13 protein-coding genes are annotated in these 14,046 nt (G+C 46.8%); 12 read left to right on the top strand and 1 reads right to left on the bottom strand.

From position 1 onward, the window contains the following. Window positions 1–215: 215 nt before the first annotated feature. From glyQ to M662_RS12040, 11 genes are all read left to right on the top strand, one after another. Window positions 216–1,103, top strand: coding sequence for a glycine--tRNA ligase subunit alpha (gene glyQ / locus M662_RS12090; protein WP_008638258.1), 888 nt, complete (start codon window positions 216–218; stop codon window positions 1,101–1,103). Further along, on the top strand, window positions 1,096–3,183 hold the full coding sequence (gene glyS, locus M662_RS12085) for a glycine--tRNA ligase subunit beta (protein WP_026577200.1): 2,088 nt from the start codon (window positions 1,096–1,098) through the stop codon (window positions 3,181–3,183). The genes glyQ and glyS overlap by 8 nt, the downstream gene beginning before the upstream one ends. An 81-nt stretch (window positions 3,184–3,264) precedes the next feature. After that, the gene (locus M662_RS12080) at window positions 3,265–3,894 is read left to right on the top strand and encodes a transcriptional regulator CcpN (protein WP_026577201.1); all 630 of its coding nucleotides are present in this window, start codon (window positions 3,265–3,267) and stop codon (window positions 3,892–3,894) included. A 25-nt stretch (window positions 3,895–3,919) separates the two neighbouring features. After that, on the top strand, window positions 3,920–4,732 hold the full coding sequence (locus M662_RS12075; RefSeq protein WP_008638250.1) for a pyruvate, water dikinase regulatory protein: 813 nt from the start codon (window positions 3,920–3,922) through the stop codon (window positions 4,730–4,732). Between the two features lie 254 nt (window positions 4,733–4,986). Then, window positions 4,987–5,448: a YaiI/YqxD family protein gene (locus M662_RS12070; protein ID WP_026577202.1), complete on the top strand. Its 462-nt coding sequence runs from the start codon at window positions 4,987–4,989 to the stop codon at window positions 5,446–5,448. 37 nt (window positions 5,449–5,485) lie between these two features. Continuing rightward, entirely contained in the window at window positions 5,486–7,300 is a 1,815-nt protein-coding gene (dnaG, locus tag M662_RS12065; RefSeq protein ID WP_008638245.1) for a DNA primase, read from the top strand. 38 nt (window positions 7,301–7,338) lie between these two features. After that, window positions 7,339–8,472, top strand: coding sequence for an RNA polymerase sigma factor RpoD (gene rpoD / locus M662_RS12060; RefSeq protein WP_008638243.1), 1,134 nt, complete (start codon window positions 7,339–7,341; stop codon window positions 8,470–8,472). 72 nt (window positions 8,473–8,544) lie between these two features. After that, window positions 8,545–9,081, top strand: coding sequence for a hypothetical protein (locus M662_RS12055; RefSeq protein WP_008638242.1), 537 nt, complete (start codon window positions 8,545–8,547; stop codon window positions 9,079–9,081). A gap of 109 nt (window positions 9,082–9,190) precedes the next feature. Next, complete coding sequence (gene cccA / locus M662_RS12050; protein WP_008638240.1) at window positions 9,191–9,559, top strand: cytochrome c550; 369 nt, start codon at window positions 9,191–9,193, stop codon at window positions 9,557–9,559. 62 nt (window positions 9,560–9,621) lie between these two features. After that, a complete protein-coding gene (locus M662_RS12045) occupies window positions 9,622–10,341 on the top strand; it encodes a tRNA (adenine(22)-N(1))-methyltransferase (RefSeq protein ID WP_236096515.1) in 720 nt (239 codons plus the stop codon). Then, window positions 10,338–11,456, top strand: a complete 1,119-nt coding sequence (locus tag M662_RS12040; protein ID WP_008638235.1) for a Nif3-like dinuclear metal center hexameric protein — start codon at window positions 10,338–10,340, stop codon at window positions 11,454–11,456. The genes M662_RS12045 and M662_RS12040 overlap by 4 nt, the downstream gene beginning before the upstream one ends. Before the next feature lie 135 nt (window positions 11,457–11,591). Here M662_RS12040 and M662_RS12035 read toward each other — a convergent pair whose 3' ends face one another. Next, a complete protein-coding gene (locus tag M662_RS12035; RefSeq protein ID WP_008638233.1) occupies window positions 11,592–12,548 on the bottom strand; it encodes a 4-hydroxy-3-methylbut-2-enyl diphosphate reductase in 957 nt (318 codons plus the stop codon). 173 nt (window positions 12,549–12,721) lie between these two features. Between M662_RS12035 and M662_RS12030 the strand changes: the two genes are divergently transcribed. Further along, window positions 12,722–14,041, top strand: coding sequence for a DEAD/DEAH box helicase (locus M662_RS12030; protein ID WP_008638231.1), 1,320 nt, complete (start codon window positions 12,722–12,724; stop codon window positions 14,039–14,041). Window positions 14,042–14,046 lie beyond the last annotated feature (5 nt).

The raw sequence follows: 14,046 nt of genomic DNA, 5'->3' as shown, positions 1-14,046 counted from the left end.
AGTAGTAGCTGAACAATGCTGGTTAAAGCGAGCCTGTGGGGGTGAGAGTCAGGCATCATGCGGTTTGGTGAAGGCGTTCCGGAGCAAATTCTTTAAAAGTGGCTTTCTTATGGAGAAAGCAATTAGGGTGGAACCGCGGAGACCCCGTCCCTATGCCTGAAACAGGCATAGGGACGGGGTCTTTTTTATCTACCTATAATTCGAGGAGGGAAACAATGAACATACAAGATATGATCTTAACATTACAAAAACACTGGTCCGACCAGGGGTGTCTGCTCATGCAGGCATACGACACAGAGAAAGGGGCAGGGACGATGTCCCCGATGACACTGCTCCGGAGCCTTGGACCTGAGCCTTGGAACGTGGCATACGTGGAACCATCACGTCGCCCTGCGGATGGTCGATACGGCAAGAACCCGAACCGTCTTTATCAGCACCATCAATTTCAAGTGATCATGAAGCCTTCCCCGGATAATATCCAGGAACTCTACTTGGATTCTCTCCGCGCACTCGGTATCGACCCGGATAAGCACGATATCCGTTTCGTGGAAGATAACTGGGAGAACCCGACGCTTGGAGCTGCCGGGCTGGGCTGGGAAGTATGGCTCGACGGTATGGAAATTACGCAGTTCACTTATTTCCAACAAATCGGTGGATTGGAAGCACGCCCGGTTTCTGCTGAAATTACGTATGGTTTGGAGAGACTTGCCTCTTATATTCAGGATAAGGAGAATGTTTTCGAACTGGAATGGACGAATGGAGTTACGGTCGGAGATATTTTCACACAGCCGGAATATGAACATTCGGTTTATACGTTCGAAGCATCGGATGAACAAATGCTTTTCGATCTCTTTAATACTTACGAGCAGGAGGCAAAGCGCATTATGGAACAAGGCCTTGTTTTCCCTGCCTATGATTACGTGTTGAAGTGTTCCCATACGTTCAACCTGCTTGACGCTAAAGGAGTCATCAGTGTGACAGAGCGTACCGGTTACATCTCAAGAGTTCGTAACCTTGCAAGGAAAATTGCCAAGACTTATGTGGAAGAACGCGAGCGCCTCGGATTCCCGATGCTGAAGGAGGAGAAGGATACCAATGAGTAAAACCGTATTGTTTGAACTTGGAGTTGAAGAATTACCGGCACGATTTATCGATGATGCCATCGGTCAATTAAAAGAGAAGACCATCGCTTGGTTGGAAGAGAACCGCATTCCTTACGGGGCTGTGAAAGACTTCGCCACCCCACGTCGTCTCGCTGTACAAATCACGGATGTAGCGGAAAAACAGCCGGATGTCGAGGAAGAAGCAAAAGGACCGGCCAAGAAAATCGCATTGGATGAAGAAGGCAACTGGACGAAAGCTGCCATCGGTTTTTCCAAGGGGCAGGGAAAAGGTGTCGATGACATCTACTTCAAAGAAATCGGCGGAACGGAATATGTCCATGTCAACAAGTATATCGAGGGCCAGGAAACTTTCGAACTGCTGAAACAGTTTCGTGAAGTCTTCCTTAGTCTCTCGTTCCCGAAAAACATGCGGTGGGGAGATCGTGATCTTCGCTATGTCCGCCCGATTCGCTGGATTGCAGCACTTTTCGGAGAAGAAGTCATTCCTTTCACCATTGAGAATGTAGAAGCCGGTAAAACAACATTCGGTCATCGCTTCCTCGGTGGAAAGACGACGATCCCTTCTGCTGACCAGTACGAACAAATAATGAAGGATCAAAACGTTCTTGCTTCAGCCGAAGAGAGGAAACAGGAAATCCATCGTCAGTTAAAAGCTTTGGAAGCATCAAAAGGCTGGAAACTCATCATTGATGAAGACCTGTTGAATGAAGTTACCCATCTTGTGGAATATCCAACAGTGTTCAGTGGAAGCTTCTCCGATGAATTCCTCGCCATTCCGGAAGAAGCATTGATTACTTCTATGAAGGAGCATCAGCGATATTTCCCTGTTCGTTCTAAAGAAGGAACGCTCCTCTCCTATTTCGTAGGAGTAAGGAACGGGAATGAAAAGCATATAGAGAATGTTGCACGAGGGAACGAAAAGGTTCTAAAGGCCCGCTTAAAAGACGCTCAATTCTTCTACGAGGAAGATCAAAAAGGCAGCATCGACCAGAAAATGGAGAAGCTGTCCCGGATGGTCTACCAGGAAGAGCTCGGGACGCTTGCTGATAAAGTGCAGCGGATCGTTGCCATTACAAAGAAATTGAGTGAGTGGCTTGACCTGGATGAAACGACTGGAAAACATGCGGTACGCGCAGCAGAAATCAGCAAATTCGACTTGGTTACACAAATGGTGGATGAGTTCACGGAACTTCAGGGCGTGATGGGGGAGAAGTACGCCCGCATCTTCGGAGAACCGGAAGAAGTTGCTGTCGCAATTAATGAGCACTACATGCCTCGTCAGGCAAATGGAGAGGTGCCAGCAAGCGTCATCGGCTCCATCGTAAGTATAGCTGACAAACTCGATACCATTGTCGGAAGTATCTCTATCGGCATTATTCCAACCGGTTCTCAAGACCCATACGGCTTACGTCGTCAAGCGCTTGGAATCTTACAGACTTTGAATGAGAGAAAGTGGAACGTGCCAGTGGAAAACCTCATTGACCTTGTGCACCAGTTCTACATAGAACTGAGCCTGCCGACCCGCACGAAAGAAGAAGTCCATGAAGATCTTCACGAATTTTTCCGTGTTCGTGCCGCGTATTTGTTAAGAGAAGACCATATCGATCCGGATATCGTCGAAGCGGTGCTTGCAAACGGCATCGGTGTCTTTCCTTCCGCTTCTGCTAAAGGACGTATCCTCGTTGAGAAAAGACAGGATCAGGCATTTAAACCAGTCCATGAAGCACTGGGGCGTGTACTGAATCTTGCTAAAAAGGCTGAGGATGCAGGAACAGTCGATCCATCCTTGTTTGAAAACGCGGAAGAAGAACGACTTCATCAAGTACATCAATCCATACACGAAGCGTATGTGGCACTTCTGCAACAGGAGCAGTGGGAGGATGCACTGAATAAGTTGTCCGGACTTGCTGAACCTATTCACGCATTCTTTGAACACACTATGGTCATGGCCGAAGACAAGAACGTACGCCTTAATCGTTTAAGCATGCTGAAAGCCATTGCTGAAGATGTTTATCTGTTTGCAGACTTGAATGCAATCGAGTGGAAGCAGCAGTTCTGAGTCACCCCCTTTTACCCGAAGAAGAATATGAGCTATAATAGTAAATAGTATGTCACATTGAGTGATCAGGGTGGTGATGGATTGGAATTATCTAATCGACAGGAACAAATCATACAAATCGTGAAAGACAATGGACCGATCACCGGGGAGAACATAGCGGAGCGCTTGAATTTGACGCGGGCTACCCTGCGTCCGGACCTGGCCATTTTGACTATGGCCGGTTACTTGGATGCCAGGCCCCGTGTCGGATACTTCTTCACCGGCAAGACGGGGTCCGAGCTCTTCACTGAAAAGTTGAAGAAATTCAAAGTAGAGGAATACCAATCGATACCGATTGTCGTCGACGAAAACGTGTCTGCATATGATGCGATCTGCACAATGTTCCTGGAAGATGTAGGGACCCTTTTCGTAATCAATGAGCACACGCACCTCGTCGGTGTTCTTTCGAGGAAAGATTTGCTGCGTGCAAGCATCGGCAATCAAGATTTGACCTCTGTACCCGTCCACATCATCATGACACGTATGCCGAATATAACCGTATGTCAACCCGAAGACCTTCTTTTGGATGCCGCACAAAAATTGATTGAGAAGCAGATCGACGGGCTTCCTGTCGTTACACCCGAGGAAAGTGGGCAGGTCGTAGTCGGAAGGTTGACGAAAACAAATATTACGAAGGCTCTCGTTGAGCTTGCCCGGGATCAACATTTATGAGTCGAGGAAGGTAGGGATGGGAATCGTGGATAAACCATTGATATATGTACTCTCGGATTCCGTCGGTGAAACAGCGGAATTGGTCGTGAAAGCCTGTCTCAGCCAATTCGATGATGGACCGTTCGATTTGCAGCGCATTCCGTATGTAGAAGATAAGGGGACCATTAACGAGGCGGTCCAGCAGGCAAAGGAGCAGGGCGCTATGATCGGTTTCACTCTTGTTGTTCCGGAATTCAGGGATCATCTTATGAAAGAAGCCGACAAGCTGGGCGTTAAGTGTGTAGACATCATGGGACCTATGATGGAGTTAATGGAAGACCATCTGCATATCAAACCACGGCTTGAACCGGGTCTTGTTCACAAACTGGATGCAGATTACTTCAAGCGGGTGGAAGCGATAGAGTTCGCCGTCCGTTACGATGACGGCAGGGATCCAAGAGGGATTACCAAAGCGGACATCGTTTTGATCGGCGTATCAAGGACATCTAAAACTCCGCTATCGCAATACCTGGCTCATAAGCGTTTAAAGGTAGCGAACGTTCCAATTGTTCCGGAAGTCCAGCCTCCTTCTGAGTTGTTCCGGGTTGATCCGGAGAAATGCATCGGCTTGAAGATCAGTGCGGAGAAGCTGAACGATATCCGTAAAGAACGTCTGAAGTCGCTTGGTCTTGGGGCGCAGGCGAGCTATGCGAATATGGACAGAATTAATCAGGAACTTAATCATTTCAACAAGATCGTAGAGCGGATCGGCTGTCCGGTCATCGATGTTTCCAACAAAGCAGTGGAAGAGACAGCTAACGTTATTTTGAACAAACTCCGCAAAGATGCTCAGCAATAGTAAAGATGAAGGAAGTCGCGCTTTGATTAAGCGCGACTTTTGTTGGGAAGAATGAATTTAGGTAAAATTGGACATGGCATAAACAGGAGGAATGTATTATAATATCTATTTGTGGTAAAAATCCTTAAGGGAGAACCGCTTTTCCCTTATCTTCCAACAGGGAACGCTGCTTAACACCCCTGTGAACTTTTCAGAATAATAAAACATTCGTAATTTAGGAGGATTCTACCGCTTATTGTAGAAATACTGATACTATGCCAAAACATAATATAACCGTATGGGTGGATGCAGACAGCTGCCCGGTCCAGGATGAAATAGTCGAAGTATGCAGCCAGTATGAACTAACTCCTCAATTCATCGCGACCGTCAATCATTACAGCATGAACAAATCGATGATGGAATGGACGTTTGTAGATCACGGATCGCAGTCTGTCGATTTATACATTCTCAATCATGTAAAAAAGTACGATGTCGTCATTACACAGGACTTGTCTCTGGCCGTCCTGCTTACGCCCAAAAGGGTTTATGTCATGACGCCTAGAGGTAAACTGATTAGAGAAGGCGATGCCGATCATATTATGAATCAGAAGTTTCTCCGTCAGCAGACGATGAAACAGAGGAAACGATGGAAAGGCCCTTCTTCCTTTACAATGGAAGACCGGGACAAGTTTCGCGAAGTTTTTTCAGCGCTGTTGAGAGAGCAAGAAGGATTTTGAAGGAAGAGCAAGAATAATGGAGTAGTATGGTGATAATATGGCTGGACATATCCCAGAAGAAACTGTCGATCAGATTAGAAAGTCGATAGATATCGTCGATGTTATCGGTAATTATATCGACTTAAAGAAGCAAGGAAGAAACTACTTTGGTCTTTGTCCTTTTCATGGAGAAAGCACTCCTTCTTTTTCCGTTTCTCAGGATAAGCAGATATTTCACTGCTTTGGTTGTGGAAAGGGAGGGAATGTTTATACCTTTCTGATGGAAATGGAGGGCTTCAGCTTTATACAGGCGCTTAAGCAGCTCGCCGAGCAGGCCGGCATTGATCTGCCTGATCAGGTGACAAATGAGCGGCCATCCGAAAAGAGTACAGAAGCCCAAGCAATGTTGGAAGCACATAAGTGGCTTACCAAATTATATCATCATTTGTTAAAGAATTCCAAAGAAGGCCGGGAAGCCTATCAGTATCTGATTGATCGGGGGTTTACCGATGAGACGATACAAAAGTACCAAATGGGCTACTCCCCGGAATCGAAGGACTTTGTGGTCACGTTTCTTGAGAAGAAAGGTTTTCATCCGCAGACAATGGTGAAGGCGGGTTTGCTGAGTGTTAACGATCAGGGAGATTACGCCGACCGTTTTCGAGGGAGAGTCATATTCCCCCTGCGCAATCACCTTGGAAAGACAGTCGCATTTGCCGGCCGTTCTCTTGGGAAGCAGGAGCCGAAATATTTAAACAGCCCGGAGACCGAACTGTTTCACAAAGGAAGACTCTTATACAATTTCGACCAGGCGAGGGCGTCGATTCGAAAAGAAAAATCGGTTATCCTTTTTGAAGGGTTCGGGGACGTTATTTCCGCAGATCAAGCCGGGGTTCATAATGGTGTAGCGACCATGGGAACTGCCATTTCAAGTGCTCAGGCAAACCTTCTCAAAAAATATGTGGATCAGATTATTGTCTGTTATGACGGGGACAAGCCGGGTATAGAGGCAGCCGTAAAGGCGGCTAAACTTGTGAAAAGCGTAGGCTGTCAAACGTATGTGGCCCGAGTGCCCGATGGACTTGATCCGGATGACTTTATTCAAAAACACGGCGGTGAACGTTTCCGGAAAGAAGTGCTGGACACGAGCGAAACGTATATTTCGTTCATGATGAGCTATCTCAGGCGCGATTATAACCTCCAATTAGAAGGAGATCAAATTGCTTATATCGAAAAGGTATTACAAGAGATTTCCACGTTGGACCGTGCGATTGAAAGAGAGCACTACCTTAATGATATCGCGTCGGAGTTTGGATTATCGATCGACACGCTGAAAGAGGAAGTACAGTCGATCAGGGGCAGGGAAGCTCCCAAGGATAAGGAAAGCAATAACCGATATACTAACACTACAACGAGACAGTCATCGGTGCAGAAGAAGCTGCTTCCTGCTTTTCATAATGCGGAGAGAAAGCTGATTGCGTATATGTTGAACGATCCTTATATTGCTGATAAAGTTCAGGAGGAAATAGGGGGAGCTTTCAATATTGAAGATCATCAGGTCATTGTGACCCATCTTTACGCATATTATGAAGACGGCAATGAATCAGATGTCAGCCAGTTTGTGGAACGAATTGAGGATCCTTCTATTAAGAATCTGGCCGTTGAGCTGGCGATGGCACCGAACGGAGAAGAAATCTCCGATCAGGAAATCCAGGATTATATCGTAAGGATACGATCAGAACAGACGGATCGGACGGACATTAAAGGATTAGAAGCCGAACTGAAAAAAGCAGAACAGCAAAATGATCCAATTAAAGCAGCCCAGATTGCAATGGATCTCATTAAAAGGAAACAAGCCTTAAAACACAACTAGGTTTTAGTTTGTATAGATTGTTGGAAGGAGGGGGACACATGGCAAATAAGAAACAACAGCCATCACGTTCTAAAGAAACGGAAAATCAGACAGAATTGACCCTTGAGCAGGCAAAAGAGCAGGTAGTGGAAATAGGTAAGAAAAGAGGGGTGCTTGCATACGAGGAAATCGCTGAAAAGCTCTCCAATTTTGAATTGGATTCAGATCAGATGGATGAATTCTACGAGCACTTAAGTGAGCAGGGAATCGAGGTAATCGGTGACTCTGAATCGGATCCAAGTATGAAACAGCTCGACAAAGAAGAGGAATTCGACCTCAACGATTTAAGTGTACCTCCCGGTGTGAAAATCAATGACCCAGTCCGTATGTACTTGAAAGAAATCGGGCGCGTCAACCTTCTTTCTGCTAAAGATGAAATCAGTCTGGCACAGCGGATTGAAAGTGGAGATGAAGAAGCGAAGCGGGACTTGGCGGAAGCAAACCTTCGTTTGGTCGTCAGTATCGCCAAGCGTTATGTAGGTCGCGGCATGCTGTTCCTTGATCTCATTCAAGAAGGGAACATGGGCCTGATCAAAGCGGTTGAGAAATTTGATTACCGAAAAGGGTACAAGTTCAGCACGTACGCAACGTGGTGGATCAGACAGGCGATTACCCGCGCCATTGCTGACCAGGCTCGTACGATTCGTATTCCTGTTCACATGGTGGAAACGATCAACAAATTGATTCGCGTCCAGCGTCAGCTTCTGCAGGATCTTGGCCGAGAGCCTACACCGGAAGAAATCGCACAGGACATGGATCTTACCCCGGATAAAGTAAGAGAGATTCTGAAGATTGCTCAGGAGCCTGTATCTTTGGAAACGCCTATCGGGGAAGAGGATGATTCTCATCTGGGAGACTTCATTGAGGATCAGGAAGCGACATCTCCTTCTGACCATGCAGCCTATGAACTATTAAAAGAGCAGCTCGAAGACGTGCTTGACACATTGACGGACCGTGAGGAAAACGTCCTCCGCCTTCGTTTCGGTCTGGATGATGGCCGCACACGCACGCTTGAAGAAGTAGGGAAAGTGTTCGGTGTCACACGCGAAAGGATCCGTCAAATCGAAGCTAAAGCTCTGCGTAAGCTGAGACATCCGAGCCGAAGCAAACGTTTGAAAGACTTCATGGAATAAGCCCACAGACTCAGGACCCTTTTCTTGCAGAAAACGGGTTCTGGGTTTTTATTTTGGCTTCAGGAGGATGCTATGAGAGATGAGCGTACGAAGGTCATAATCAATGAGATCCATTACTGGAAGCAAAATCGTCTACTGCCTGCTACGTACTGTGATTTCCTGTTGGCTCTCTATACTCAGGGAGACGGTCAGGAGGAAAAAAGAGGTTCCCGGCTGAAGTGGAGCAGTCTCCTGTTCTACAGCTTTTTAGCTGTTACCCTGATTTTGTTACCCCTTTCATTTCTTGTCATTTATTTTACTCAAATGGGAATCATAATGCAAACAGGGCTTTTGTCGAGTTTTGTAATCACTGCATGGATTCATTCGGGTTGGTTAAAATATAGAAAATCGATTTGGTTTCCGCTTCCTCTGATTGTCGGTCTGCTTATCTTCTTCGTTCTTTCGATAACAGCGGTGGGGTATTATTTCCCTGGTTCATCCAGTTTGGCGTGGACGGCCGCTTTTCATTGCTTTCTTTGGGTAGCCATCGGACACCGTCTCAGCGTGAAAACCCTTACGATTTCTGGTTTGGCGGGATTTTTACTACTCGCAGTACTTGTGAATTTGTAAAATTTCACAGGTTTACTCTTTTATATGAAACAGTTTTCAAGTAGAATAAAGATAGTCGGACAGACGTGAAAAATTTAATAAGTGGGAATACATAAGGAGGTTGCAACCGATGAGAAGAAACCCTGTGATTCCATTCGCAGTGATTGCTGTTCTGGGGATCATCGCTATGATCATTGTATCCACAGCAGGTAACAATCAACGCGAAGCCATTCAGAACGAAGAAGAAGGCGGCGGAGAGCAGCAAGAAGAAACGGTAGATGCTAACCCTGAAGAGATGTTCCAAAGCAAATGTTCCAACTGTCACGGAGGCGACTTAAGCGGTGGCGCAGGTCCTAACCTGCAGGAAGTAGGCAGCCGCTATTCCGCTGAAGAAATTGAGGATATCATTGTAAACGGAAAAGGTTCCGCGATGCCTGCCGGGCTTTACACCGGAGAGCAAGCTACACAGCTGGCCGAATGGCTGGCAGAGAAAAAATAAGTAACAGGTAAGAAAAGCTTTCTGGGCTGTTTCAGAAAGCTTTTCTTTTTATGAGAGAGGGAATGAAGAAAACTATGAATGTTAACCAATTATCTGACCGTCTGGCTGTTGTAGCCGACTATTTGCCGAAAGGGGCCCGCTTTGCGGATATCGGTTCCGACCATGCCTATCTGCCTTGCTATGTCTGCCTTAAAGATGAATCGGCGAGTGCTGTTGCCGGGGAAGTAAATCAAGGACCGTTTCAAAGTGCAGTAGACGAAGTGCAGACACAAAACCTGGAGGCACGGATTGATGTGCGGCTTGGAAATGGGCTCGAAGTGATCCAGCCAGAAGACGGCATCCAACAAATCACGATAGCGGGAATGGGCGGTCCCTTGATCCGGGATATCCTCGAGCAGGGCAAAGATAAACTTGATTCAGTCGAAAGGATCATTACACAGCCGAACATCGATGCTAAGGCACTTCGCCTTTGGTACATCGCTAACGGGTACGAGCTCATCGAAGAACAGATCCTCGAAGAGAACGGTCACATCTATGAAGTGCTCGTTGCAGAAAAAGGAGAACCGGAAAGACCTTATACATCGAACAAAGAGAAGGAATTGTGGCTCGGACCGTTTCTCTTGTCTGAAAGAAATGATGCGTTTATACAGAAATGTAAAGAGGAAAAGCAAAAGAAGGAATACGTGCTCAGCCAGGTGAAGCGGGCGGCGCGATTCGATGAAGAGAAAATAGCCCGATTGCAGCAAGAAATCGATTGGCTGAAGGAGGAATTGGGGTCATGAATGCAACCATGACAGCACAACAGATTATTAAACGGTTGGAAGAGTGGTCACCTAAAACGTTGGCCTACGATTGGGATAATGTCGGCCTTCAGGTGGGATCATTAAATAAACCCGTCCGTAACGTTATGGTGACGCTGGATGTGTTGGAGAACGTCGTGGATGAAGCCGTTGAAAAGAACGTCGATTTAATTATTGCCCATCATCCGCTACTATTCGTCAAGCTTCATCAAATTAACTTTGATACGCCGAAGGGGCGGGTCGTTCGCAAACTGATCCAACATGATATCACCGTCTATGCCGCCCATACCAATCTGGATATTGCAAGTGGCGGTGTAAACGATGTGATGGCAGATGCCCTCGGGTTGAAGGACACGAGACCATTGATGGAAACAGGGAAAGAAGAGCTTGTAAAGCTTGTTGTTTTCGTCCCGGAGACACATGCGTCTAACGTCCAGGCAGCCCTGGGGTACGCCGGCGCGGGCCATATCGGCAATTACAGCCACTGCTCTTACCAAAGTAAAGGGCATGGAGCTTTTCTCCCTCTGGAAGGTACGGACCCTTATCTCGGGGAAAGCGGAAAACTGGAAACCGTCGATGAGGTGAGGTTGGAGACGATTGTGGAAAAGCGTAAGCTCAAAGATGTGCTCCGGTCTATGGAAGAGGCGCATCCTTATGAGGAAGTCGCCTATGACATCTATCCACTATTGAATGAAGGTGCCTCTTATGGGCTTGGCCGGATTGGGGAGCTGGATGCTCCTGAAGCACTGGAACTGTTCGCTGAAAAAGTGAAGGTTGCCTATGAGATTCCGGCTTTACGTGTTACAGGCAGAATGGACAAGCAAGTGAAAAAGGTTGCTGTTCTCGGAGGAAGTGGAGAGAAATACATTCATGCAGCGAAGCGCATGGGCGCAGATGTCTATATAACAGGCGATATGACGTTCCACGCAGCGCAGGACGCTTTGGAAATGGGGCTTGCTGTCATTGATCCCGGTCACCATGTCGAAAAGCTCATCTGTCCGGTCATTAAAGATTTCCTTGAGCAGGAGTGTAATAAGGATGAAAGGATGAACATTATGGTATCCGAGGCGGTAACGGAACCGTTCACTTTCCAGTAAAAAGAAGGGTGAACAATCTATCCTTAGCTGTCCGGCACCATAAAAGTAGTCCTCAGGATTCAAGGGACCGGCGTTGGTTTATGTTTCTCCAACATACAAAAAAAGCAGGGGGCACGATGTGCTCCCTGCTTTCCTTTATTTACGTTCGCGGTTCTTAACCTTGACGCGGGGCAGGATCTTTTTCTGCTCCACTTTGGATTCACGGATCCATGTTTCTTCATTATTTCTATCGTATTGTTCAATGAATTTAATGACTTCTTTCGTAATCGGTGTCGGTGTGGAGGCACCGGCAGTAACGGCTACCTTCTCTACTCCTTCCAGCCATTCCAACTGGATTTCCGTTACATCGGCGATCCGGTAAGCGGTTGTCCCGGCCTTCTCCATGGAAACCTGCGCGAGACGGTTGGAGTTATTACTCTTAGGGTCACCGACGACAAGTGTGAGATCTGCGGCTCCTGCCTGTTCGGAAACAGCCTCCTGCCTTACTTGCGTAGCCATGCAGATCTCCTGCTGTTTCTCGAGCTGTGGATACTTTTCTTTTGCTTTTTCCATGACATCATACACATCCCATTGACTCATCGTCGTCTGGTTGGTAATCATCAGCTTGTCATGTGTCAGCGTGAGGTTTTCGACATCTTCTTCTGTCTGTACGAGATGCACTTTTCCGGGGGCAACGCCCATGGCTCCTTCAGGCTCCGGGTGTCCCTTCTTCCCGACATAAATGATTTCATAACCTTCAGCGACCTTCTTACGAATCAGATTATGTGTGTTCGTTACGTCCGGACAGGTTGCATCCAGCGTGACCAGCCCTTTCGCTTTCGCGCGCTCTTTCACTTCCGGGGATACTCCGTGAGCCGTGAAGATAACAGTGCCTTCATTGATTCCTTCCAAGAGATCCATCCGGTTCTTCCCGTCGACGGTGATAATTCCTTCTTCTTTGAAGGCATCCGTGACGTGGGAATTGTGGACGATCATCCCTAATATATGAATAGGGCGAGGCAGATTAGGGTCTTTGGCAGCATTCTGTGCAATGACCATGGCATCTACTACGCCATAACAATAACCGCGAGGGGCGATTTTAATGACTTCCATTTGTTAGCGTCCTCCTCTTTATACAATCCAGTGACTATTAAAGTACCATTTTCATTATAAAGGGTAAAGCGAAAGATGACAAAGAAAGTTGTCGCAATAGAACGTTATCGTGCATTTTGGCTCCCACTCCCTTATAATAGGGAAGGAACATTTTACATTAAAGGAGAACGGTTATGAGTAAGCATACATTTGATCAATACGCCATCACTTCGACAGTTAGTCGGATCGTCGAAGGATTGGGCTTTAAGACACCGACACCAATTCAGCAGCAGGTCCTGCCTCCTGCATTAAGAGGGGAGAGCCTGATCGGTCAATCACACACAGGCTCTGGAAAAACCCATGCATACCTGCTGCCTTTGTTGAACAAAATGGATGAATCGCTCGATGAAGTGCAGTTCGTTATTACAGCACCCACAAGGGAGCTAGCTATCCAAATTCACGAGGAAGTGAAAAAGGCAATAAGATTTGCTGGTAAAGAAGAAGCATGGTTGTCCAAGCTTTTGATCGGCGGAACGGACAAGCAGAAGATGGTCGATAAGCTTGCTTCCCGCAAGCCGCATATCGTTGTTGGAACACCGGGTCGTATTTTAGATATGGTGAAGGAAGAGGCGGTCGACCTCTATCATGCGAAAGGTTTTGTCTTAGATGAAGCGGACTTAATGCTTGATCTCGGTTTCATTGAAGAAGTCGACCAAATCCTTGTACGGATGGATGAAAACGTCCAAATGCTTGTATTCTCAGCAACGATCCCGGAGCGTTTACAGCCGTTCCTCAAAAAATATTTGACGAATCCTGTCCACATTCAAATCGAAGATGATAAACCGTCACCGGAAACAATGGAGCACCGTTTAGTACCGCTCCGTCATAAAGAGCCGGCAGACGTAATCATAGAAATATCCAAATCGATTCAGCCGTACCTAGCGATTATCTTCACCAACGGAAAGAAACATGCAGACCAGCTTGCAGATGATCTGATTAGCCGTGGTCTTGAGGTCGGAGTCCTGCACGGTGGACTATCGCCAAGGGAACGAAAGCGGATGCTGAAGGAATTGCAAAGTCTTCGCTACCAGTATATTGTGGCAACGGACCTTGCTTCCCGTGGTATTGATATCCAGGGTGTGAGTCACGTCATCAATGCCCAAATGCCGAAAGAAGAAGAGTTCTATGTGCACCGCGTCGGAAGAACGGCCCGTGCCGGTCTTCAGGGAACGGCAATCAACCTGTATAAAGAATCTGATTTGCCGCTGATTCAAAAGCTCGAGAAGAAAGGCCTTACGTTCGAGTTTTATGAGGTGAAGAATGGCGAATGGAAAGAGATCAACGCCTATAATGAGCGTCAGAACAGAGAACGACGAACATCTGATATCGAGCGAAAAGCGAAACAGATGGTCCGGAAGCCGAAAAAAGTTAAACCAGGATATAAGAAGAAAATTAAAAAGGAAGCAAGTAAGAATCTGCGTAAATTGAAACGGGAAAGTTATAAGAGGAAATAAGAAAG

The sequence above is a fragment of the Bacillus sp. SB49 genome (assembly GCF_000469135.2).
In the GTDB taxonomy this organism is placed as follows: domain Bacteria; phylum Bacillota; class Bacilli; order Bacillales; family Halobacillaceae; genus Halobacillus.
The sequence above is the reverse complement of the archived record's forward strand: the minus strand, read 5'-3'. Positions and strand labels throughout refer to the sequence as shown.

What these genes read in the sequence shown, in the direction of transcription:
- M662_RS12055 (WP_008638242.1), top strand. Translation starts at nt 8,545, where the DNA reads ATGAGAGATGAGCGTACGAAGGTCATAATCAATGAGATCCATTACTGG.
- M662_RS12070 (WP_026577202.1), top strand. Translation starts at nt 4,987, where the DNA reads ATGCCAAAACATAATATAACCGTATGGGTGGATGCAGACAGCTGCCCG.
- M662_RS12030 (WP_008638231.1), top strand. Translation starts at nt 12,722, where the DNA reads ATGAGTAAGCATACATTTGATCAATACGCCATCACTTCGACAGTTAGT.
- cccA (WP_008638240.1), top strand. Translation starts at nt 9,191, where the DNA reads ATGAGAAGAAACCCTGTGATTCCATTCGCAGTGATTGCTGTTCTGGGG.
- dnaG (WP_008638245.1), top strand. Translation starts at nt 5,486, where the DNA reads ATGGCTGGACATATCCCAGAAGAAACTGTCGATCAGATTAGAAAGTCG.
- M662_RS12035 (WP_008638233.1), bottom strand. Translation starts at nt 12,548, where the DNA reads ATGGAAGTCATTAAAATCGCCCCTCGCGGTTATTGTTATGGCGTAGTA.
- glyQ (WP_008638258.1), top strand. Translation starts at nt 216, where the DNA reads ATGAACATACAAGATATGATCTTAACATTACAAAAACACTGGTCCGAC.
- M662_RS12040 (WP_008638235.1), top strand. Translation starts at nt 10,338, where the DNA reads ATGAATGCAACCATGACAGCACAACAGATTATTAAACGGTTGGAAGAG.
- M662_RS12045 (WP_236096515.1), top strand. Translation starts at nt 9,622, where the DNA reads ATGAAGAAAACTATGAATGTTAACCAATTATCTGACCGTCTGGCTGTT.
- rpoD (WP_008638243.1), top strand. Translation starts at nt 7,339, where the DNA reads ATGGCAAATAAGAAACAACAGCCATCACGTTCTAAAGAAACGGAAAAT.
- glyS (WP_026577200.1), top strand. Translation starts at nt 1,096, where the DNA reads ATGAGTAAAACCGTATTGTTTGAACTTGGAGTTGAAGAATTACCGGCA.